This window comes from Pseudomonas piscis (assembly GCF_009380155.1).
Classification (GTDB): Bacteria; Pseudomonadota; Gammaproteobacteria; order Pseudomonadales; family Pseudomonadaceae; genus Aquipseudomonas; species Aquipseudomonas piscis.
In genome coordinates this window covers 101,406-123,960 of sequence record NZ_WHUV01000001.1, presented here as the reverse complement: position 1 = coordinate 123,960, position 22,555 = coordinate 101,406, and the positions used below count along the sequence as shown (strand labels likewise).

18 protein-coding genes are annotated in these 22,555 nt (G+C 64.4%); 8 read left to right on the top strand and 10 right to left on the bottom strand.

From position 1 onward, the window contains the following. The first annotated feature begins 86 nt into the window (after window positions 1–86). Both GDH07_RS00555 and GDH07_RS00550 read left to right on the top strand, forming a co-directional pair. Window positions 87–1,118 (top strand): histone deacetylase family protein, encoded by a 1,032-nt coding sequence (locus tag GDH07_RS00555; RefSeq protein WP_152896472.1) that lies wholly within the window; start codon window positions 87–89, stop codon window positions 1,116–1,118. A gap of 12 nt (window positions 1,119–1,130) precedes the next feature. Beyond that, window positions 1,131–2,231 carry a polyamine ABC transporter substrate-binding protein gene (locus tag GDH07_RS00550; protein ID WP_152896471.1) on the top strand — a complete coding sequence of 367 codons (1,101 nt, stop codon included), beginning with the start codon at window positions 1,131–1,133 and terminating at the stop codon, window positions 2,229–2,231. A gap of 142 nt (window positions 2,232–2,373) precedes the next feature. Here GDH07_RS00550 and GDH07_RS00545 read toward each other — a convergent pair whose 3' ends face one another. Both GDH07_RS00545 and pdxR read right to left on the bottom strand, forming a co-directional pair. Next, the gene (locus tag GDH07_RS00545; RefSeq protein WP_152896470.1) at window positions 2,374–3,585 is read right to left on the bottom strand and encodes a YeeE/YedE family protein; all 1,212 of its coding nucleotides are present in this window, start codon (window positions 3,583–3,585) and stop codon (window positions 2,374–2,376) included. A 39-nt stretch (window positions 3,586–3,624) separates the two neighbouring features. Then, window positions 3,625–5,175, bottom strand: a complete 1,551-nt coding sequence (gene pdxR, locus GDH07_RS00540) for a MocR-like pyridoxine biosynthesis transcription factor PdxR (protein WP_152896469.1) — start codon at window positions 5,173–5,175, stop codon at window positions 3,625–3,627. A gap of 104 nt (window positions 5,176–5,279) precedes the next feature. On the opposite strand from pdxR, the gene GDH07_RS00535 reads away from it, so the two are divergent. From GDH07_RS00535 to GDH07_RS00525, 3 genes are read left to right on the top strand one after another with little or no spacing between them, the layout of a single operon-like run. Continuing rightward, window positions 5,280–5,903, top strand: coding sequence for an FMN-binding negative transcriptional regulator (locus tag GDH07_RS00535; protein ID WP_152896468.1), 624 nt, complete (start codon window positions 5,280–5,282; stop codon window positions 5,901–5,903). 24 nt (window positions 5,904–5,927) lie between these two features. Then, the gene (locus tag GDH07_RS00530) at window positions 5,928–6,374 is read left to right on the top strand and encodes a GNAT family N-acetyltransferase (RefSeq protein ID WP_152896467.1); all 447 of its coding nucleotides are present in this window, start codon (window positions 5,928–5,930) and stop codon (window positions 6,372–6,374) included. A gap of 20 nt (window positions 6,375–6,394) precedes the next feature. Further along, entirely contained in the window at window positions 6,395–7,081 is a 687-nt protein-coding gene (locus GDH07_RS00525; RefSeq protein ID WP_085594085.1) for a GNAT family N-acetyltransferase, read from the top strand. A gap of 36 nt (window positions 7,082–7,117) precedes the next feature. Here GDH07_RS00525 and GDH07_RS00520 read toward each other — a convergent pair whose 3' ends face one another. The 4 genes from GDH07_RS00520 to GDH07_RS00505 all read right to left on the bottom strand — a co-directional run bounded on the left by GDH07_RS00520 (window position 7,118) and on the right by GDH07_RS00505 (window position 12,306). After that, window positions 7,118–7,417 carry a helix-turn-helix domain-containing protein gene (locus GDH07_RS00520; RefSeq protein ID WP_022641937.1) on the bottom strand — a complete coding sequence of 100 codons (300 nt, stop codon included), beginning with the start codon at window positions 7,415–7,417 and terminating at the stop codon, window positions 7,118–7,120. Continuing rightward, window positions 7,414–8,676, bottom strand: coding sequence for a HipA domain-containing protein (locus tag GDH07_RS00515; RefSeq protein ID WP_152897278.1), 1,263 nt, complete (start codon window positions 8,674–8,676; stop codon window positions 7,414–7,416). The genes GDH07_RS00520 and GDH07_RS00515 overlap by 4 nt, the downstream gene beginning before the upstream one ends. Before the next feature lie 305 nt (window positions 8,677–8,981). Next, on the bottom strand, window positions 8,982–10,790 hold the full coding sequence (gene oadA, locus GDH07_RS00510; RefSeq protein WP_022641939.1) for a sodium-extruding oxaloacetate decarboxylase subunit alpha: 1,809 nt from the start codon (window positions 10,788–10,790) through the stop codon (window positions 8,982–8,984). 100 nt (window positions 10,791–10,890) lie between these two features. Continuing rightward, on the bottom strand, window positions 10,891–12,306 hold the full coding sequence (locus GDH07_RS00505) for an acetyl-CoA carboxylase biotin carboxylase subunit (RefSeq protein ID WP_022641940.1): 1,416 nt from the start codon (window positions 12,304–12,306) through the stop codon (window positions 10,891–10,893). 189 nt (window positions 12,307–12,495) lie between these two features. Here GDH07_RS00505 and GDH07_RS00500 point away from each other — a divergent pair, with 189 nt between their 5' ends. Beyond that, the gene (locus GDH07_RS00500; protein ID WP_053133507.1) at window positions 12,496–13,458 is read left to right on the top strand and encodes a LysR family transcriptional regulator; all 963 of its coding nucleotides are present in this window, start codon (window positions 12,496–12,498) and stop codon (window positions 13,456–13,458) included. On the opposite strand, the gene GDH07_RS00495 is transcribed toward GDH07_RS00500, so the two are convergent. Next, a complete protein-coding gene (locus GDH07_RS00495) occupies window positions 13,400–13,612 on the bottom strand; it encodes a PA3496 family putative envelope integrity protein (RefSeq protein WP_053133504.1) in 213 nt (70 codons plus the stop codon). The genes GDH07_RS00500 and GDH07_RS00495 overlap by 59 nt on opposite strands. A 120-nt stretch (window positions 13,613–13,732) precedes the next feature. Beyond that, entirely contained in the window at window positions 13,733–15,469 is a 1,737-nt protein-coding gene (locus tag GDH07_RS00490) for a hypothetical protein (RefSeq protein ID WP_152896466.1), read from the bottom strand. 135 nt (window positions 15,470–15,604) lie between these two features. On the opposite strand from GDH07_RS00490, the gene GDH07_RS00485 reads away from it, so the two are divergent. Next, entirely contained in the window at window positions 15,605–16,066 is a 462-nt protein-coding gene (locus GDH07_RS00485) for a hypothetical protein (RefSeq protein WP_022641941.1), read from the top strand. A 16-nt stretch (window positions 16,067–16,082) separates the two neighbouring features. Here the strand turns inward: GDH07_RS00485 and hexR are convergent, their stop codons facing one another. Together hexR and GDH07_RS00475 are read right to left on the bottom strand one after the other, a co-directional pair. Beyond that, complete coding sequence (hexR, locus tag GDH07_RS00480) at window positions 16,083–16,949, bottom strand: transcriptional regulator HexR (RefSeq protein WP_022641942.1); 867 nt, start codon at window positions 16,947–16,949, stop codon at window positions 16,083–16,085. 168 nt (window positions 16,950–17,117) lie between these two features. Beyond that, complete coding sequence (locus GDH07_RS00475; protein WP_053133498.1) at window positions 17,118–19,982, bottom strand: putative bifunctional diguanylate cyclase/phosphodiesterase; 2,865 nt, start codon at window positions 19,980–19,982, stop codon at window positions 17,118–17,120. A gap of 246 nt (window positions 19,983–20,228) precedes the next feature. On the opposite strand from GDH07_RS00475, the gene uvrD reads away from it, so the two are divergent. After that, the gene (gene uvrD, locus GDH07_RS00470) at window positions 20,229–22,412 is read left to right on the top strand and encodes a DNA helicase II (protein ID WP_022641943.1); all 2,184 of its coding nucleotides are present in this window, start codon (window positions 20,229–20,231) and stop codon (window positions 22,410–22,412) included. Window positions 22,413–22,555: the final 143 nt, after the last annotated feature.

Genomic DNA, 22,555 nt, shown 5'->3' with positions numbered 1-22,555 from the left:
CCTCTTTTGGCCGTTCCCGCCGTTCTCCAAAACCCCGCGCCCCGCAAGACTGTGAGCCACCGAATCAGCCTGCGGAGAACAAGAAAATGCTGACGATCTACTCGGACGATCACCACCTGCACCATGGCCGTTGCGAACTGATAGACGGGCAACTGATGCCCTGCTTCGAAATGCCCTCACGGGCCGACCACGTGCTGGACCGAGTGAAGTACCGCAACCTGGGGCCGGTGGAGGCGCCCAAGGATTTCGGCCTGGAGCCGATCCAGCGCGTCCACAGCCGCGAGTACCTGGAGTTCTTCAAGGGCGCCTGGGAGCGTTGGGCAGCCAAGGGCATCGACGGCGACCTGCTGCCCTACACCTGGCCGGCGCGCACCCTGCGCAGCGTGATCCCCAGCAGCCTGCACGGCCAGCTCGGCTACTACAGCTTCGACGGCGGCGCGCCGATCACCGCCGGCACCTGGCAAGCAGCCTACAGCGCGGCGCAAGTTGCCCTGACCGCCCAGGCGGTGGTCCAGCGCGGCGCCCACAGCGCCTTCGCCCTGTGCCGGCCACCGGGACATCACGCCGCCAGCGACCTGATGGGCGGCTACTGCTACCTGAACAACGCCGCCATCGCCGCCCAAGCCTTCCTCGACCAGGGCCATGGCAAGGTGGCGATCCTCGATGTCGACTACCACCATGGCAACGGCACCCAGTCGATCTTCTACGAGCGCAGCGACGTGCTCTTCACCTCGATCCACGGCCATCCGGAAGCCGAGTTCCCGTTCTTCCTGGGGTATGCCGACGAGTGCGGCGAAGGCGCCGGTGAAGGCTACAACTTCAACTACCCGCTGGCCGCCGGCAGCGGCTGGGAGGCCTGGAGTGCGGCCCTGGAGCAGGCCTGTGGGGAAATCGAGCGCTACGGCGCCGATGTCATCGTGGTGTCCCTGGGGGTCGACACCTTCAAGGAAGACCCGATCTCGCAGTTCAAGCTCGACAGCCCGGACTACCTGGCCATGGGCAAGCGCATCGCTGCCCTCGGCAAACCGACGCTGTTCGTCATGGAAGGCGGTTATGCAGTCGCGGAAATCGGCATCAACGCCGTCAACGTACTCGAAGGCTTCCAGAGCGCCCAGTAAGGAACCCGCAACATGCCAAGACTCCAACGCCTCATCGCTCCCGCCCTGTGCGCCTGCCTGCTGGGCACCGCCGCCCACGCCGAGGAGCGCACCCTGCGGGTGTACAACTGGTTCGACTACATCACCCCCAAAGCCCTGGAAGACTTCAAGGCGCAGAACAGCCAGGTCAAGCTGGTGTACGACATCTTCGATACCAACGAAGCCCTGGAGGCCAAGCTGCTCACCGGCAACTCAGGGTATGACGTGGTGGTGCCGTCCAACGTGTTCCTGGCCAAGCAGATCGAGGCCGGGGTGTTCCAGCCCCTGGACCGCGCCAAGCTGCCCAACTGGAACCACCTGGACCCCAAGCTGATGCAGCTGATCGAGGCCAACGACCCGGGTAACCGCTTCGCCGTGCCCTACATGTACGGCACCATCCTGATCGGCTTCAACCCGGACAAGGTCAAGGCGGCCCTGGGCGAGCAAGCGCCGGTGGACAGCTGGGACCTGATCTTCAAGGAGGAGAACATCAGCAAGCTCAAGCAGTGCGGCGTAGCGCTGCTGGATTCGCCGTCGGAGATCCTGCCCCTGGCCCTGCAGCACCTGGGCCTGGATCCCAACAGCCAGAAGCCGGCGGACTACGAAAAGGCCGAGGCGCTGCTGATGAAGATCCGCCCCTACATCACCTACTTCCACTCGTCCAAGTACATGGCCGACATCGCCAATGGCGACATCTGCGTGGCGGTGGGCTACTCGGGGAGCTTCTCACAGGCCGCCAACCGTGCCCGGGAAGCCAAGAACGGCGTGACCGTGGACATGCGCCTGCCCAAGGAAGGCGCGCCGATCTGGTTCGACATGCTGGCGATCCCCAAGGGCGCGAAGAACCCGGAAGACGCCTACACCTTCATCAACTATCTGCTGCAACCCCAGGTGATTGCCCCGGTCAGCGACTTTGTCGGATACCCGAACCCGAACAAGGACGCCACCGAGCTGGTGGCCCCTTCGATCCGCAACAACCCCAACCTGTATCCGACGGCCGCGGCCATGAGCACCCTGTATACGCTGCAGCCGCTGCCCCGTGATGCCGAGCGGGCGCGGACCCGGGCCTGGACCAAGATCAAGTCGGGCACCTGATCATTACCCCCTGTGGCTTGCTCGCAGCGGATTGCGCAGCAAGCCAAGGCCGGCTACCCGCCTGCACCTGACATCCCGCAAGAACCGATTCACGAGTGCTACACGACCGCGCGGGAGCAAGCTCCCTCGCCGCCACCAGCCATCAGCAGCCGGTCAGGCCCTGGGGCGCCCGTTCCTCGGCGAAGAACCAGGGCCGCAACCGTACCCCCACGCCATTGCCGATGAAGGCCGCCACCAGCCACAACCAGCCGTGCAGGCTGCCGGAGGCGATGCCACTGAAATAGGCGCCGATGTTGCAGCCATAGGCCAGGCGCGAACCGTAGCCCAGCAGCAAGCCGCCGATCACCGCCGCCACCAGGGACCGGGTGGGAATCCTCAGGCTCGGGGCGAAGCGTCCCGCCAGGCCGGCGGCCAGCAAGGCCCCCAGGACGATGCCGATGTCCATGACGCTGGTGATGTCTTGCCATACCGGGGCCGCCAGGGCCTTGGCATTCGCCGCGCCTTGCCAGAACACCCACTGGCTGACATCCAGGCCCAGCCCGCCAGCGAGCTTGGCTCCCCACAGCGCGAATGCCGAAGTGATGCCCCATGGCCGCCCCGCCAGGGCCAGGGTGGCGAAGTTCAGCAGAGCCAGGGCCACCGCGCCCCAGACCAGCGGCCAAGGACCGCGCAGCAAGCGCCGCCAGCCCTGGTGCGTACTGCCCACGGGCGCTTCGAGGCTGCCATGGCGGCGTTTTTCCAGGACCTGGGTCAGCATCGCGATCAGGGCGAACAGGCACAGGCTCAAGCCCAGGGCCGGCCCCACGCCGAAGCTCTGGACGATGGAGATCGGCGGCAGCGAAGGCAGGGCGAACCACCAGTCCACATGATGGGTGGCGATCAGCGAGCCGCAGATGAAGAACGCCAGGGTCACCAGCATCCGCGCGTTGCCGCCACCAACGGTAAACAGGGTGCCGGACGCGCAACCGCCGCCCAGCTGCATGCCGATGCCGAAGATGAAGGCCCCGAAGATCACCGATACCCCGGCCGGCGCCACCAGCCCGGTCACCGGTTGGCCGAACAGCGTGCCGGCCCCCAGGGCCGGGAAGAACAGCAGCACCGCCAGCGCCAGCATGACCATTTGCACGCGCAGACCCGCGCCACGCCGATCACGGATGAACACCCGCCAGGCCGAGGTGAAGCCGAACGCCGCGTGGTAGAGGGTCAGACCCAGGGCCGCCCCCAGGAGCAACAGCAATACCTGGCGCGCGCCCACCTCCACTTGCAGGAACAGGGCGCCGGCCACCAGGAGCAGCAAGGCGAACAACGGCGCGCCGAACTTGCGTTCAGGCGCCAGGGAAAGGGACTGGCTCATAGGGCGTCTCGGACAGGGAAATGCCGCCCAGTATACCCGTCAAACCCGCCAGGCCCGGCGCAGGCGCGCCACGGCGGCGCGGATCTCGGCCTCCGGCACCGCCGCGAACCCCAGCACCAGGCCGGCCCGCTGGTCCTCGGGCGTCACGCTGTCCGGCAACCAGTAACGGCTCAGGGCGCTGACCTCGACATCGACGCTGGCGGCCTGGGCCTGCAGTTCCTGCTCCCGGGCCAGACTGTCGACGCGCACCGTCAGGTGCAGCCCTGCGGTCACCCCGGGCAGCGGCCCGACCCCGTCGATGGCCTCGGGCCAGGCTTCGAGCAGGGTATTGCGCCGGCTCAGGGCCGCGCGCCGCATGCGCCGGATATGCCGCTGGAAATGCCCGGCGGCCATGAACTCGGCCATCACCGCTTGGGTACTGACTTCCGAGTGGCGCATTTCCACTGCCCGCAGCCGCACACAAGCCTGTACCAGGTGCGGCGGCAACACCAGGTAACCCAGGCGCAGCGCCGGAAAGGCCACCTTGCCGAAGGTGCCGACATAGATCACCCGCCCCTGGCGATCCAGGGCCGCCAGGGGCGCCAGGGGTGCACCGCTGTAGCGGTACTCGCCGTCGTAGTCGTCCTCGACCACCCAGCCCTGGGTCCGCTCGGCCCAAGCCAGCAACTCCAGACGCCGGGCCAGGCTCATGACCACCCCGGTGGGGTACTGGTGGGCCGGCGTGACATAGGCCACACGGCAATTCTGCAGTCGTTCCAGCTGGCGGCAATCGATGCCCTCCTGGTCCACTGCCACGCCGTGCAGTTGCGCACCGGCCATGGCGAAGGCGTGGCCGGCGGCGCGGTAGCCCGGGTTTTCCACAGCCACGGGGTCGCCGGGCTCCACCAGCAGTTGTGCACAAAGGCTGATGCCCTGTTGCGCGCCACTGGTGATCACAATTTGTTCAGCCGTACATTGCAGGCCCCGGGTACTGCGCAGGTAGGCGGCGATCATGCTGCGCAGGCGCGCCTCGCCAGCCGAATCGCCATAGCACAGGTGGCGTAACTCTGGCTTGCGCCAGAAAGCCGCATTCAGCTTGGCCCAGACCTCGAACGGGAACAGGTCGAAGGCCGGCACGCCGACCCGGAATGCTCGGGGCGGACCGCTGGGATGGGTGCTCAGATGATGTTTTTGCAGGCGCTGCAAAGTGCTGTTTGAGACCAATCCACTGGATGTAACCACAGGTAAATCGACGGATTTTGTGGATAAGTCTGTGGGTAAGCCTGTTGAAAAGCCTGTGGATACTTTTGTGGATAATTTCTTGGCCGGCAATCGGGTTTGCGGCAACTGGGCCACGTAGGTGCCGTCGCCGACCCGTGCTTCGATAAAGCCCTCGGCATACAGCTGGTCGTAGGCCCGGACCACGCTGTTGCGCGAGAGGCCCAGGGCGCTGGCCAGTTCACGGCTGGCCGGCAAGCGCGTACCGCCAGCCAGGCGCCCGTCCAGCACCCGCTGGCTCAGGGCCTGGTAGAGCTGGCGGCTGAGGCCCTGGCGGCGGTCCAGCACGATGCCGGCAGGGTTGAAGGACAGCGGAGGCAAGGCACTGTTCATTGGCGCACACCCAGGGAATTGGACCTATGAAATAGAACGGAAATGGCTCTTACCATGAACCATTAGCCTGCCTAGGATGCAGCCAATCGCCAAGGATTTTCCACATGTACCTACCTCGCGCTTTCGCTGACCAAGACCTCTCCCGCCTGCACCAGGTGATCCATGATTGCCGCCTGGCAACCCTGGTGACCTACGGCGCCCTGGGCCTGCAGGCCAGCCACCTGCCGCTGCTGCTGGAGGCCGGCCAAGGGGCCGATGGCACCCTCTACGGCCACCTGGCCAAGGCCAATCCGCAATGCGCGGAGCTGGCTGCCGGTGCCGAGGCGCTGGTGATCTTCGAAGGCGGCGATGCCTACGTCAGCCCGTCGTTCTATCCGAGCAAGGCCGAACACGGCAAGGTGGTCCCGACCTGGAACTACGTGGCGGTGCATGCCTACGGCCAGGCCGAGGTGTTCCACGACCCGCAGCGCCTGCTCAAGCTGGTCGGGGCCCTCACCGAGCGCCACGAAGCTGGCCGCCAGCAACCCTGGAAGGTCGAGGACGCCCCCGCCGACTACATCGACGGCATGCTCAAGGCCATCGTCGGTTTCGCCCTGCCGATCCAGCGCCTGGAGGGCAAGCGCAAGCTCAGCCAGAACCGTGACGCCCGGGACATGGCCGGGGTCCGCGAGGGCCTGGCGGCCAGCACCGACCTGCGCGACCAGCAGCTATCCCACCTGATGCGCTAATACTTCAACAATCAAGGAGCCTTCATGAGCCAGATCCAGATCCGCACCGTCACCGCCGCCGACCACGCCGCCTGGCTGCCCCTGTGGCAGGCCTACCTGCGGTTCTACGAGACCGAACTGGCGGATGCCGTGACCCAGAGCACCTGGCAGCGCTTGCTGGATGCCAGCGAGCCGACCCATGCCGCCCTGGCCTGGGATGGCGAACGCGCCGTGGGCCTGGTGCATTTCATCTACCATCGCTCCAACTGGAGCATCGAGAACGCCTGCTACCTGCAAGACTTGCTGGTGGCCCCGCAACAGCGCGGTACCGGGGTCGGTCGCAAGCTGATCGAGTTCGTCTACGCCCAGGCCAAGCAGGACGGTTGCGCCAAGGTCCACTGGTTGACCCACGAAACCAACGCCACGGCCATCCGACTCTACGAGCGCATCGCCGAGCGCCCGGGCTTCATCCAGTTCCGCAAACCTCTGTGAACCTGCCAAGGAGCCATTGAATGTCGACTTCCCTCACCGATTGGCAAGGCGTCCCCGCCCCTTCGGCCACCCTCTTGCAAGGGCGCTTCATCCGCCTGGAGAAACTCGATCCGGCGCGCCATGGCGATGAGCTGTTCCAGGCCTTGCAAGGCCCGGACGCCGACCCTGTGCTCTGGGACTTCCTGCCCTACGGCCCCTACCCCGAGCGCCCGGCCTTCGACGCCTGGCTGGCAGGCCATGAACGCAGCAGCGACCCGTACTTCTTCACCGTGATCGATCTCGCCACAGGCCAGGCCCAGGGTGTGCTCAGCCTGATGTCCATCGTCCCGGCCCACGGTCGCATCGAGATCGGCCACGTGACCTTCGGCGCACCGATGCAGCGCTCGCCCAAGAGCACCGAGGCGGTGTACCTGCTGGCCCGGGAGGCCTTCGCCATGGGTTACCGGCGCCTGGAATGGAAGTGCAACAACGCCAATGCCCGTTCGCGCTATGCGGCCGAGCGCCTGGGCTTCAGCTTCGAGGGGGTGTTCCGCCAGCACATGGTGGCCAAGGGGCAGAATCGCGACACCGCCTGGTTCTCGATCCTGGACTCGGAATGGCCGGCCATCGCCAGGGGTTTCGAGCAGTGGCTGGGCGATGCCAACCAGGACCCGCACGGGCAACTCAGGAGCCTGGCGCAGTGCCGGGAGCAGATCCCGGGGCAATGAACGGTACCCGCCGCGCCCCATGCGCAGCGGGTGTCCTCAATCGCCTGGCAAGGCTCGGGCGCGGCTGGCGCGCTGCACCTTCACCACTCCCATCTGCATGCCGAAGGGCTTGAACACCGCGTTCAGCGACTTGAGGGTCGGATTGCCGTCGCCATGCTCGATGTGCACCAGGGTCCGCAAGGAAATCCGGCACATCTTGGCGAACTGGCTCTGGTGCAGCCCGGTGACCTCGGTGCGCAGGCGTCGTACCGCATCGCCGAGCGGCAAGCGGCCGGTGGCCAGCTCCTGCTGGATGTCGTCGATCAATCCAGCGCGTTCGTCCAGGGCCGTACTCATCGCAATCCCCACTCTTGCAGGCGTCGGTCCAGGTGACGCAGGTGGACACCTGGATGGTTCATGGTGGCCGCCGGCAGGCCTCCGGCATCGAGCAGGTCCGGCAGGGCGCGCAGGCGCTCGGCATCCACGCGCAGGCGCGCCAGGGCCAACTCAGGATCGAGCAACGGCCGCAGGCTGGCACAGACCAGGCGCCAGTCCACCTCTCCGGCCACTTCCATGCGTCCGGGCCACTTGGTGGCGCGGGCAATTCCCGCGGTATCCATCACCATGGGGGCCAGGTCATGGATCGGCGCCAGGCGCACGCCGTCTTCACCGCGGATCACCGCGATATTGCGCCCATGGTTATGGGGATTGCCGAGGATCTTGTTGATCAGCTCCCGGCGCAGGTAGTCGGCCACCAGCTCGGGGATCGAGGCCTCCTGCCCCGCCGCTCGCCATAGCTCGGCAAGGGTCCCCAGCACTTCGGTATGGCGCATGCCCTGGTCGTAGCCCACCAACCCTGCCAGCGAATAGATCGACTCCAGCGCCAGGCGCTCGACGCCAGCCGGGCCGACACAACGGTCGAAACGCGGCAGCCACAAGCTGGGCACGTGTCCCTCCTCCAGGGCCAGGCCGGCCGCAGGAACGGTCTCGATGTCCAGCTGCTGCAAGGCGCGGTAGTAGTGAAACTCGCTCCTGAGGATGTCGCAGTCGTTCTGGGCGGCCCGGTTACGAGGGAACTTGACCAGCCAATGCTGGGCTGCAGCGGCATCCTCCAGCAGTGCATCGGGATACAGCAAGCCGGCCCGGCTCTGTGTCAGCAACAGCTTGGGAGCCTCGCCACCGGCGCCCCTGGCTGCGCCCTGCTCATGCATGTACTCGACGAAACGTTGGTCGCCGGCCACCACCGCCTCCCGGGAAAACCCTTGCAAGGGCCGCCCGGCCAAACCGACCAGGGATTCCTTGATGCGCAGATGACCGATGGGCGCGGCGGTCGCCCGAGCCAACAGGAACAGCTCGGCAGCGACACCCGCAGGGCACTCGCGACCGATCTGGCCGAGCAAGAAACGCCGGGCATCACCGGCCGGGGCAATGTCATAGAGAAATGCCGGAGCCCGGGATTCGCGTATCGGCTCCCAGCCCAGGGGCAGCGACCCACTGACCGAGCAGGCCAACGGACTGGCGACCGACTCCAGGTTATCCACCAGATACTGCCGCACATAACCGAAGCTGCACGGGCTGTTGAAGCCCTCCTCGGGCTTGTCGAAGCAGAGGGTCATGGCGTCGGCCCATGCCCCCGAACGGTAGAGTTGCAGCGTCAGCCGATACATCTTATTACCTGCAATTTAATGCACTCTTATCATGCTGATCGGTGTAAACATGCATTTTAATGCGTATATACAACAATAATCGAGAATAAATCTGCATTTAAATGCACTTACTGAATTCGCCGAAAGCGCCCGCAAGCACAGCGGAGTCCATGGCGGCCCACGACCAGACCGAGAGTCGTAGCCCCGAATGACAGGCAAAAAAAAGGGAGGCCGTAGCCTCCCCGAGGTAAAGCGTTGCAGATGAAGGCCGTGGATCAGCCTTCGATCTCGATCAGGATCTCGCCCGGGTTGACCCGGTCGCCCTTGGCCACATGGATGGCCACGACCTTGCCGGCGATGGCCGCCTGGACTTCGGTCTCCATCTTCATGGCTTCGGTGATCAGCACGGCCTGGCCGGCCTTGACCACGTCGCCTTCCTTTACCAGTACATCGACGATGTTGCCCGGCATGGTGGTACTGACGTGGCCTGGCGCGCTGGCTTGCTTGCGCTTGCTGCTGCCGCCGCCGACGAACTCGTTGAGCGGCTCGAACACCACTTCTTCCGGCATGCCGTCGATGGACAGGTAGAAGTGGCGCTTGCCTTCGGCCTTGACGCCGACACCGGTGATGTCGACGCGGTAGGTCTCGCCGTGGACGTCGATGACGAACTCAGTCGGCACACCCTCGCCGCCCGGCTTGCTGACGCCACCGGCCTCGGGGATCGGCAGCAGGACTTCCGGCACCAGGGTCCCGGCTTCACGTTCCTCGAGGAACTTGCGCCCGATGTCGGGGAACATCGCGTAGGTCAGCACATCCTCTTCGGACTTGGCCAATGCGCCGATCTCGCCACGCAGTTTGGTCATTTCCGGCTTCAGCAGGTCGGCCGGGCGCACGTCGATGACTTCTTCGCTGCCGATGGCCTGGCGCCGCAGTTTCTCGTCGACCTCGCCCGGAGCCTTGCCGTAGCCGCCCTGCAGGTACAGCTTCACCTCGTTGGTGATGGTCTTGTAGCGCTCGCCGGCCAGCACGTTGAAGAACGCCTGGGTGCCGACGATCTGCGAAGTCGGGGTCACCAGCGGCGGATAGCCCAGGTCGTGGCGCACCCGCGGGATTTCCGCCAGCACTTCGTTCATGCGGTTGAGGGCGCCCTGCTCCTTGAGCTGGTTGGCCAGGTTGGAAATCATCCCGCCCGGCACCTGGTTGACCTGTACCCGGGTGTCCACTGCGGTGAACTCGCTCTCGAACTGGTGGTACTTCTTGCGCACGGCATAGAAGTACAGGCCGATCTCCTGCAGCAGTTCCAGGTCCAGGCCGGTGTCGAACTCACTGCCTTTTAGGGCCGCGACCATGGACTCGGTGCCCGGGTGGCTGGTGCCCCAGGCGAAGCTGGAGATGGCGGTGTCGATATGGTCGGCGCCGTTTTCCACCGCCTTGAGCTGGCACATGGCGGCCAGGCCGGCGGTGTCGTGGGAATGGATGAACACCGGCAGCGACTGCTCGGCCTTCAGCGCCTTGACCAGCTCGCCAGTGGCGAACGGCGTCAGCAGGCCAGCCATGTCCTTGATCGCCACCGAGTCGCAACCCATGGCTTCCATCTGCTTGGCCTGGGCCACGAAGGCCTCGATGGTGTGCACCGGGCTGGTGGTGTAGGCGATGGTGCCCTGGGCGTGCTTGCCGGCGGCCTTCACCGCTTCGATAGCCACGCGCAGGTTACGCACGTCGTTCATGGCGTCGAAGATGCGGAACACGTCGATGCCGTTGACCGCCGCCTTGGCCACGAAGGCCTTGACCACGTCGTCGCTGTAGTGGCGGTAGCCCAGCAGGTTCTGGCCGCGCAGGAGCATTTGCAGGCGAGTGTTGGGCAACGCTGCGCGCAGCTGGCGCAGGCGCTCCCACGGGTCTTCCTTGAGGAAGCGCACGCAGGCGTCGAAAGTCGCGCCGCCCCAGACTTCCAGCGACCAGTAGCCGACTTTGTCGAGCTTGTCGCAGATCGGCAGCATGTCTTCGGTGCGCATGCGGGTAGCCAGCAAGGACTGGTGGGCGTCACGCAGGATGGTGTCGGTAACAAAGATCTTCTTGGACATTCTTATCTCCTCTTAGCGACAAGCTTCAGGCTGCAAGCTGCAAGACAAAACCGATCGGCTCTAGCTTGACGCTTGTCGCTAAACGCTTGCCGCTGCTTATTCATAGGCCTGCGTGGGCGGCGATGGCGGCGGCGATGGCCAGGGCCAGCTCTTCGGGTTTGCGCTTGATCGAGTAGTTGGTCAGTTCCGGGTGGCTTTCGACGAAGCTGGTATTGAACTGGCCGCTACGGAATTCCGGATTGCGCAGGATTTCCTGGTAGTACGCCGCGGTGGTCTTGACCCCCTGCAGGCGCATGTCGTCCAGGGCCCGCAGGCCGCGGTCCATGGCTTCTTCCCAGGTCAGCGCCCAGACCACCAGCTTCAGGCACATGGAGTCGTAGAACGGTGGAATGGTGTAGCCGGTGTAGATCGCCGTGTCGGTGCGCACGCCCGGGCCGCCGGGGGCGTAGTAGCGGGTGATCTTGCCGAAGCTGGGCAGGAAGTTGTTCTTCGGGTCTTCGGCGTTGATCCGGAACTGCAACGCGTAACCACGGTGGTGGATGTCTTCCTGCTTGACCGAAAGCGGCAGGCCCGAGGCGATGCGGATCTGCTCGCGGACAATGTCGATGCCGGTGATTTCCTCGGTGATGGTGTGTTCCACCTGCACCCGGGTGTTCATCTCCATAAAGTACACCTCGCCATCGGCGAGCAGGAACTCCACGGTGCCGGCGTTCTCGTAGTTCACCGCCTTGGCCGCGCGCACCGCCAGGTCGCCGATGTAGGCACGCTGCTCGGGAGTCAGCTGCGGGCTCGGGGCGATCTCGATGAGTTTCTGGTTGCGGCGCTGGATCGAGCAGTCGCGCTCGAACAGGTGGACCACGTTGCCGAAGCTGTCACCGAGGATCTGCGCCTCGATGTGCTTGGGATTGACGATGCATTTTTCCAGGAACACTTCCGCCGAACCGAAGGCCTTGGTGGCCTCGGAGATCACCCGGGGGAAGTTCTGTTCCAGTTCCTCGCGGCTGTTGCAGCGACGGATACCACGCCCGCCGCCACCGGAGGTGGCCTTGAGCATCACCGGATAACCGATGCGGTCGCCTTCACGCAGGGCTTCGTGGATATCGGCGACGTTGCCCTCGGTGCCCGGGGTCACCGGCACGCCAGCCTTGATCATGCTGCGGCGGGCTTCGGTCTTGTCACCCATGCGACGGATCACGTCCGCGGCCGGGCCTATGAACTTGATTCCACGTTCGGCGCAGATGTCCGCCAGTTCGGCGTTCTCCGAAAGAAAGCCATAGCCGGGATGCAAGGCATCGCAGCCGGTTTCCACCGCCAGGTTCACCAGTTTGCGCGGGTTGAGGTAGCCCGCCAGGGGCTCGGCACCGATGCTGTGGGCTTCATCCGCGCGCTTGACGTGCAGCGCATGGCGGTCGGCGTCGGAGAAGATCGCTACCGAACGGATGCCCATCTCGGCGCAGGCACGCACGATTCGTACGGCGATCTCACCACGGTTGGCAATCAGGATCTTTTTTATCACTTGGAGTTTCCCTTGAGCCGTTGAAACAAACGACCCGCTAGACCGAGTCGGCGCGTGACCAAATGTTTCAAGTCAGTCGCAGCGACACACTAGCTCCGCGAAGGGATTAACAAAAATCAATAATTATTGGGATAACCATAAGTAAAGACTTATAGTTTTGCCTCCAGCCCCGGCGCGAGCCCTTGAAGCATGCGTAAATCCCTGATGCGCCTGACATTGCGCCAGCTGCAGATCTTCAACGAAGTCTGCGATCTACGCTCCTACAGCCGGGCCGCCGAGGAAATGTCCCTGACCCAGCCGGCGGTCAGCCTGCAGATCCGCCAGCTCGAGGAGCTGATCGGCCAGCCGCTGTTCGACTATGTCGGCAAGAAGCTCTACATGACCGAAGCGGCCGAAGCCCTGCAACGGGCCAGCCGGGACATCTTCGGGCGCCTGGAGAACCTCGATATGCAGCTCTCCGACATGCAGGGCTCGCTGCAAGGCCAGCTCAAGCTGGCGGTAGAGTCCAGCGCCAAGTATTTCGTGCCGCACCTGTTCGCCGCCTTCAAGCGCCAGCACCCGGAAGTCCACCTGCAGCTGACCGTGGTCAACCGCGCCCAGGTGATCCGGCGCCTTTCCGACAACCGCGACGACCTGGTGATCATGTCCATGGTGCCCCAGGACATGGAACTGGAATTCCTGCCATTCCTGAACAACCCGATCGTTGCCGTGGCGCCCCCGGACCATCCCCTGAGCCACATGGGAGCCCTGCGCCTGCAAGACCTGGAGCCCTACACCCTGGTGCTGCGCGAGCAGGGTTCCGGCACCCGCCTGGCCTGCGAGGAATACTTCAAGGAGAAGCGCGTGCACTTCACCCAGATCCTCGAAGTGTCATCGGCCGAAGCACAGCGCGAATGCGTTCGGGCGGGTCTGGGCGTGGCGTTGCTGACGCGCCACGCCCTGAACCTTGAGTTGGCGACCGGCGGCTTGATCGAGCTGCCGGTCGAAGAGCTGCCATTGCTGCGCAGCTGGTGCCTGGTACAGGCCAAGGCCAAGCGCCTGTCACCGGTAGCGCATGCGTTCCTGGGATTCATCCGCAGCGAACGAGTGCAGATCAGCGGGCTGGTTGAGCGGTTTGACGGGAAGCTGCCGGAGCGGCCTGCCAGTAGTTGACGGCATCCTGCTCGGGATAGTCGTTGATTTCCTGTTGCAGGCGACGCAGTTCGAAGCGGTGCTCGATCGCACGACGAAATTCCATGCGGCGTTGGTCTTCCTGCTGACGACGGGTCTTGACTGCGCTGTTGCTCTCTTCGTAAGGCCGGGCCATTTCGAGTCTCCCAATGCGAGTACGGAGGCTTCACGATGCGCCAGGCCGATGACAGTTGTACGTCACTGGGGTAACAGAACGATGAAGCTTGCAGCGCCCGACGAGCGGCGCCGCCCAGGCTCAAACGGCCTGTTGCGAGTCTTGCCGGTAACGTTCCGGATTCAGGGCCTGCAGGATGAGTTTCTTGTGGGCGTCCGGTAGCCGGTAGTACGCATGCAAGTAGGGGTTCAGCTGGAAGTACAGCTTGGGACCACCGAACAGCGTTTGCGCGTACAGGCGTTCATCGCGCAGCACTTCATAGGGCGTGGCGGTGTGCATGCTCAATACCGAGCGCACCCTGTCCTTGCTCTTGATCGCCTTGCAGATCAGCTTGCCGAACCGAGCCTCATCGCCCCCCTCTCCAAGCAACTGGAAGAACGCTTCCATGAATCCGTCGAGCTTTTTCAACGGATTGCAGTAAATCTCCCGGGACATCCGCGCCAGTTCCAACATGTCCCGATTGAACTCTCTGATCGAGGAAAACACCGCTCGCACCGGGGCGGGCCATTCAGGCTGCTCATTGAATGGGGTGAAAACCGTCGGCCAGGCCACATGCAATTCAGCGATCTGCGGCTCCGACTCGATCCTGTAGCTGATCAGGGGGTTCTGGTACCCGGGCACCATGGGCGTTTCCTGCATCACTTCCAGCGCGATGGCATAGGACGCGGCATAGAACCCCAGATGCCCCAACTGCTGTTTTTCCGCGTACGGCAAGACGCTCCGATAAAGCTCCAGGGCCTGTGCTGTCTCGCCCTGCTCCAGGGTCAGGGCGGCCCGTGCCTGCACCCCAAACGCCGCAAACAGTGGGTAGTCCGAGTGCCGCTCCAACCTCGCGAACGACTGTTCGATCACCACGGGGTCTCTGAGGTCTTCCTCCGAGGCCAGCATGAGTTGATAGAGAGGCCCGAACCCCTCCACTGATCTTGCGGCGACTTGCCGGGAAAAGATGATGAATATGCAATCAAGATGGGAGTTATCACTGGCATCCGGTAACCCGGTAGCAATGAAGCCATCGAACAACCGGCTATGCGCCATGTAAAGCCGATCGGGTTCCCGGATTCCGCAGACACCCTCGTAGTGATGACGAAAACGCTCTATCAAAGTGCTCTTCGAATCGACCTGGGCAGCGCTGTACATCTCGGAAAAACGGTTGAGCGCAGTCGCCGCCCGGTACGCGCCGCCAATGGTGTCCAGCAGTTCCCGCTGCTGCGCCGCAGTCAGTTTGCTGGATGAAGTTTCCGCCCCGAGGCTCTCGATCTCGGCGTTGATCGTGGAGAGTTTCTTATGGGATTTATCGCTGGTCTTATCCAGGGCATAGAAAAAATCCGCAGCTTCCACCGTGGCTGGAACCAGGCTTTTTACGTAGGCCTTCAGGGAGGAAGCCTGCAGGTCGCCAGCCCCGTGGCTGACCAGCAGTGTGTGGAAATGGTGGAGCGTCGTGCGCGGGGAAAGCTTGCCGTTCAACCGATGCAGAAGTACCGCCAGTTGCGGTAGCACCCACGTATCCAGGAACCGGGCGATCCCCGTTGGGTAGTCCTGGTAAGTGATGATCGGACGTGATTTCAGTATCGAGAAGATATGCTCGTATTGGCTCAGATAGTGCTGGAGCCTGGCGGTCAGCGCCTGGTCATCATGCACCAGGTACCTGAGCAAATCCGGTAGCAAACCCTGCTTCACGCCATTCGATTCCCGGTAGTACAGGTGCTGCCGGCCTTCATAGGAGCGAAGCTCGGAAAGGCCATTGGCAGTGGCAGTCACCAGCCCCGCCCCACGGCATAGCGTTTCGAAGACCTGTGCATACGTCGGAATCCTGACCATCTACCACTGCTCCCTGAAAAGTGGGCATCGCCTCCGCGTATTTCCGGTAAACCGGAAAAACCGCGCTCTTTATTATCACCCTCGCAGCACCGAACTGGACCACCCCCTCCCTGTTTCCTTTTGGAGAGCACCACCATGGCCACACCCGAACACGAAGAAGCCCCCAACGCAGCATCTGCCGGGCAATCCACGATCTTCAGCCTGGACAAAGACGACGCCCTGGCCGCCCTCGCCGCCGGTCGGAGCCAGGAGCCGGCGCCCGACGCTGCGGCCGACCCTGATGACGTCGACGAAGTCATCGAAGAAATCGTCGAGCAACAGGATCTGCTGGAAAGAATCCATACCAACCTGAGCGCCAAGCAGCGGCGCATCGACGACCTGTCGGACGACGACACTGACTACGAAGGTTATGGCGAGGAGCTGGTACGGCTGGAGGAGGCCAACGAGCAGTTGCTGGCGGCGCAACAGCTGCTGGACTTCCAGCCGGACAATGCGGCCCTGGGCCAGGCCCGCAGCCTCAGCGAAAATGCGGCGGGGACCCTGGCGGAAGTGAAACCGGACGACCTCGACGACCAGGACGATACCTCGTTGCCCTAGGCGGGAAGCTGCCGGCTCAGTCGTCCAGGGCTTTGACCGCCTTGGGCGACAGGCGCAGGCTGCGCAAGCTGCGTTTCACGCTCTTGAGGTGGTTGACCAGGCTCGGCCCGCGGGCCATGGCCACGCCCATGGCCAGGACGTCGATCACCACCAGGTGGGCGATACGCGAGGTCAACGGGGTGTAGATCTCGGTGTCCTCGTGCACGTCGATGGCCAGGTTGACCGTCGACAGCTCGGCCAGCGGCGTCTGGCTCGGGCACAGGGTGATCAGGTTGGCCCCGCTCTCGCGCACCAGGTTGGCGGTGATCAGCAGGTCCTTGGAACGCCCGGACTGGGAAATGCAGATCGCCACGTCGGTGGGCTTCAAGGTCACCGCCGACATCGCCTGCATGTGCGGGTCGGAATAGGCCGCTGCGGTCAGCAGCAGGCGGAAGAACTTGTGCTGGGCATCCGCCGCTACCGCGCCGGAAGCGCCGAAGCCGTAGAACTCCACCCGCTGGGCCTGGGACATCAGGCTCACGGCCCGTTGCAGCTCCACCGGATCGAGCTTCTCGCGAACCTCCATCAGGGTATGCAGGGTGGTGTCGAAGATCTTCAGGCTGTAGTCGGCGACCGAGTCGTCCTCGTGGATCGCGAACTGGCCGAAGCTGGCCCCGGCCGCGAGGCTCTGCGCCAGCTTGAGCTTCAGGTCCTGGAATCCCGAGCAACCGATGGCCCGGCAGAAACGCACGATGGTCGGCTCGCTGATACCCACGCTATGCGCCAGGTCCGCCATGGAGCTGTGCATCACGGCCGCAGGATCGAGGAGCACGTGATCGGCAACCTTGAGCTCCGATTTGCGTAACAGATGACGAGACTGGGCGATGTGCTGCAACAGGTTCAAGGGCTGGGACTCATGGTTATCGGCAGGTGCCGGGAGATGTAGCGAGCTTGTAGTTATACTACAGGAAACGCCTTTTTGCCTGCTCAATGCATCAGGAAATTACCTGCCTACCCCCCATATTCAGCCGGCTACGCCTTATGTAGCCGTTTTTGCGCGTGGCCCCGGCCGCTAGCAGGACTGGGCCTGCAACAGCAGCGCAAGGCCCTGGGCGTCCACCGGGCGGCTGATCAGGTAACCCTGTACTTCGTCGCATTGTTCGGCCCGCAGAAAGGTCAACTGGGCCTGGTCCTCGACGCCCTCGGCCACTACCTTCAGGGACAGCCCGTGGGCCATGGCGATGATCGCCCGGGTGATGGCCGCATCCTCGCCACCTTCGGCCAGGCCACGGATGAACGCCTGGTCGATCTTCACGTAGTCCACCGGGATGCGCTTGAGGTAGCTCAGGGACGAGTACCCGGTGCCGAAGTCATCGATGGCCAGCTTGACCCCCAGGTCGCGCAGTTGCTGGAAGGTCGCGATGATGTGCTCGACACTGTCCAGCAGCTGGCTTTCGGTCAGCTCCAGCTCGAGAAGGTGCGGCTCCAGCCCGGTTTCCTCCAGGACCTGGCGCACCAGGCTCACCAGCTTGCCCTGGCGCAGCTGGTACACCGAAAGGTTCACCGAAACCCGGATCGGCTCCAGGCCCTGCTGCCGCCATTGGCAGGCCTGGCGGCAAGCCTGGCGCAGCACGAACTCGCCGATCGGGCCGATCAGCCCGGTTTCCTCGGCCAGGCCGATGAAGTCTCCCGGCGGCACCCGCCCCAGCACCGGATGCTCCCAGCGCACCAGGGCCTCAGCGGCGTTGAGCCGACCTGTGGCCAGGCACAGCTTGGGTTGGTAGAAGACCATCAACTGGTCGTCCTCGATGGCCTTGCGCAGCTGGTTTTCCAGTTGCAGGCGTTCCAGGGTGCTGGCTTGCAGGCTTTCGGTATAGAACTGGAAGTTATTACCGCCCAGGTGCTTGGCATGGGCCATGGCCATGTTCGCCTGGCTCACCAGCGCGGCGATTTCCCTGGCGCTGTCCGGCAGCATGCTGATGCCCATGGATGCGCTGACCACCAACTCATGGCCTTCGATGGTGATCGGCAGGCGCAGCTTGCTCAGCAGCCGGGTCGCGACCCGGGTCAGGCTCGACAGGCTGCCGTAGGCATCGAACAGCACGGCGAATTCGTCCCCGGACAAACGAGCGATGGTGTCGGCTTCCGGCAGGGCATTGACCAGCCGCCGGGCCATTTTCTGCAGCAGCTGGTCGGCCACTTCATGGCCCAGGCTATCGTTGAGCAGCTTGAAGCGATCCAGGTTGATATGCAGCAGCGCCAGGCTGCGTCCGCCCTGGCGCACCCGCTGGTGGGCCTCGCGCAGGCGCTCGCGAAACAGCGAGCGGTTGGCCAAGCCGGTAAGCTCGTCATAGTGGGTGAGGTAGCGCATGCGCTCCTCGGATTCCCGGCGGGCCGAGAGATCGGCGAAGAAGCCCACGATATGCCGGACTTTTCCCCGCTTGTCGCGCACCACGTTCAGTTGCAGCCATTGCGGGTACAGCTCGCCGTTCTTGCGGGTCTCCACCAGTTCGCCCTGCCAGCTGCCATGCTGCTCCAGGGCCTGGTGGATCAGCGGGTAATGGCGCCGGGCATCGCGACTGCAGGACAGCTCCACCACGTTGCGCCCGAGCATGTCCTCGATCTGGAAGCCCGTGACCTGGCTGAAGGCCTGGTTGGCGGCGATCAGCGCATAGTCCGGGTCGAGGATGACGATACCTTCGCTGGCGGCCTCGAACACCGTGGCCGCCAGGTTGCGCTGGACTTCCTGCTCCTTGTCGGCACTGATATCGCGGCGCGTGCCCACCATGCGCAGGACCCGGCCCTCGGGGCTGCGCTCCACCGCCCGGCCACGGTCCTCGACCCAGACCCAGTGACCTGCGCCATGCAGCACCCGGTATTCCACCAGGTAATCTTCGCTGCGGCCCTTGAGGTGTTCCACCAGGGCCCGCTTGAGCACCGGCAGGTCCTCGGGATGCAGGCGCGGCTTGAGGTGGCTGAGCATCGCCGTGACTTCACCCGGTTCCAGGCCGAACAACTCCTTGAGCTGCGTGTGGTGGACCTCGTCGGTCTGCAGGTTCCAGTCCCACAGCCCCAGTTCGCTGGCCTCCAGGGCCAGGGCCAGGCGCGCCTCGCTCTTGCCCAGGGCCTGGTTGGCGGCGTCCAGCTCCAGGCTGCGCTGGGCCACCCGCTGCTCCAGCCCGGCCTGGGCCTGGCGCAACCGCTCCTCCACGTTGCGGCGCTGCTCGACCTCCCGGGCCAGCTCGCGATTGAGCTGGCCGCTGCGGTTCTGCGCATCCTGCAGGTGCTCGATCAGCGCCTGGTTCTGAAAGCGCCGCAACAGGCCGCGCTGGATCAGCCGATTGACCTGCCAGGCCACCACGCTCAAGGACGCCAGCAGGATCAGGCCCAGCCAGCCCCAGCCGCGCTGCTGCTCGTCACCGCCCCAGAACAGGTAGGCGATGGCCGGCAACAGGCACGGCAGGGTGAACGACAGGAAGGCCTGCAGGCTGACCGCATAGGCCACGCTGGCGGAAAGGATCGCGGCGCCGATCAGGCCGAAGACCCAGGCCTGCTGCAAGAAGCTGTCGGTGGGCACCAGGGCGATGCCGGCGCAGGCCAGGGTCAGGCCGCTGACCGTGGAGCCCAGCAGGAACATGCGTTGCCACACCGGTTGCGCCTGGCGGCTGGGTATCGCCGAATCGAAGGCCGCCACCTGGATCACCCGCAAGGCCACCAGGGCCAGCAGCCAGACCATCCATACACTCAGTAGCAGGTAGCGCGCGGGGCTCCACAGCAACCAGGTGCAGACCAGGCCGTTGAGCAGCATGAACAGGGTTGGCAGCAACGAGCCCTGGTACAGCAAGCGCGTGCGCTCCACTGCCATCTCCACGGCATAGTGCTGGCGGATGACCCGGGGCTCCATGAAAGGCCCCGACAGGTCGGGAATAGGTGTCATAGGCAGTGTTCTTATAATGGTGAGCCTGAAACGTCGCCGGAGCATACACAAGCAAAGCCGCGAGCCAAACTGCCCCAAGTCATAAAATCGATAAAACCGGCGGTGCCGTAAATGCCCCGCGAGGGTTCGCACCGAGAAGCGCCAGAGGCTGTGGCCCGTGACTGGCCGGTCGTCCCCCACGGCTGTTTTATCGGCTAATGCGAAGCCGGGTTTGCCCGGGGTGGCGCGCGCCCCTAGAATGCGCCGATGCGCGATGATCTCTCCCTCTTGTTGAATTCCCTCAACGATGCCCAACGCCAGGCCGTAGCGGCCTCCTTGGGTCGTCAGTTGGTCCTGGCCGGCGCTGGTTCCGGCAAAACCCGTGTGCTGGTGCATCGTATCGCCTGGCTGATCCAGGTCGAGAACGCCTCGCCCCACTCGATCCTGTCGGTGACCTTCACCAACAAGGCGGCGGCCGAGATGCGCCACCGTATCGAGCAATTGCTGGGGATCAACCCGGCGGGCATGTGGGTCGGCACCTTCCACGGCCTGGCCCACCGCCTGCTGCGTGCCCACTGGCAGGAAGCCGGGCTGAGCCAGACCTTCCAGATCCTCGACAGTGACGACCAGCAACGCCTGGTCAAGCGGGTGATCCGCGACCTGGGCCTGGATGAACAGCGCTGGCCGGCCCGCCAGGCCCAGTGGTTCATCAACGGCCAGAAGGACGAGGGCCTGCGCCCGCAGCATATCCAGGCCAGCGGCGACCTGTTCCTGGCCACCATGCGCAGCATCTACGAAGCCTACGAGGCCGCCTGCCAGCGCGCGGGGGTCATCGACTTCTCCGAACTGCTGCTGCGCGCCCTGGACCTGTGGCGCGACCACCCGGGCCTGCTGGCGCACTACCAGAAGCGCTTCCGCCATGTGCTGGTGGACGAATTCCAGGACACCAACGCCGTGCAGTACGCCTGGTTGCGCCTGCTGGCCCAGGGCGGCGAGAGCCTGATGGTGGTGGGCGACGACGACCAGTCGATCTACGGCTGGCGTGGCGCGAAGATCGAGAACATCCACCAGTACTCCGACGACTTCCCGGACACCGAGGTGATCCGCCTGGAGCAGAACTATCGCTCCACCGCCGGCATCCTCAAGGCCGCCAACGCCCTGATCGCCAACAACACCGGGCGCCTGGGCAAGGAATTGTGGACCGATGGCGGCGATGGCGAGGCCATCAACCTGTACGCCGCCTTCAACGAACACGATGAAGCCCGCTACGTGGTGGAAACCATCGAGAGCGCGCTCAAGACCGGCCTGGCCCGCAGCGACATCGCCATTCTCTACCGCTCCAACGCCCAGTCCCGGGTGCTGGAGGAAGCCCTGCTGCGCGAACGCATCCCGTACCGCATCTATGGCGGCCAGCGCTTCTTCGAGCGCGCCGAGATCAAGAACGCCATGGCCTACCTGCGCTTGCTGGAAGGCCGGGGCAACGACGCCGCCCTGGAGCGGGTGATCAACGTACCGGCCCGGGGTATCGGCGAGAAGACCGTCGAGGCGATCCGCGAGCATGCCCGCCACAGCGATGTATCGATGTGGGAAGCCATGCGCCAACTGGTGGCCAACAAAGGCCTGACCGGTCGCGCCGCCGGCGCCCTGGGGGCCTTCATGGAGCTGATCGAGAACCTGGCGGCCAAGACCCTGGACATGCCGCTGCACCTGATGACCCAGACGGTGATCGAGCAGTCGGGGCTGATCGCCTACCACGAAGCGGAAAAGGGCGAGAAAGGCCAGGCCCGGGTAGAAAACCTCGAGGAACTGGTCAGCGCCGCGCGCAACTTCGAGAACACCGAGGAAGACGAGGACCTGACGCCCCTGGCGGCCTTCCTCGGCCATGCCTCCCTGGAAGCCGGCGACGCCCAGGCGGACGAGCACGAAGACAGCATCCAGCTGATGACCCTGCACAGCGCCAAGGGCCTGGAATTCCCCTATGTGTTCCTGGTGGGCATGGAAGAAGGCCTGTTCCCCCACAAGATGAGCCTGGAAGAGCCTGGCCGTCTCGAGGAAGAACGCCGCCTGGCCTACGTCGGCATCACCCGGGCCATGCAGAACCTGGTCATGACCTATGCCGAGACCCGGCGCTTGTACGGCAGCGAGACCTACAACAAGGTCTCGCGTTTCGTACGCGAAGTACCCAAGGGCCTGATCCAGGAAGTGCGCCTGTCCAACAGCGTCAGCCGGCCTTTCGGCGGCGGTCAGTCCCAGAGCACCAGCAGCCTGTTCAGCGGCAGCGCGATCCCGGAAACCGGCCTGAGCCTGGGCCAGGCGGTACGCCACGCGGTGTTCGGCGACGGGGTGATCCTCAACTTCGAAGGCTCCGGGGCCCAGGCCCGGGTCCAGGTGAACTTCAGCGAAGGCAGCAAGTGGCTGATGCTGGGCTACGCCAAGCTGGAAGCCATCTAACAGGCCGTTGAGAAACTACCTGCGTTGCCATCGCTGCGTTAAAAACAGGCTGGTGCGCCAGCCCGGTCAAAATGCTCATTTACCACTCGTAAACTGCGCTTTTTCGCCTGTTTTTGCCTTGCGCTGGCTGCCTCGCCTACGTT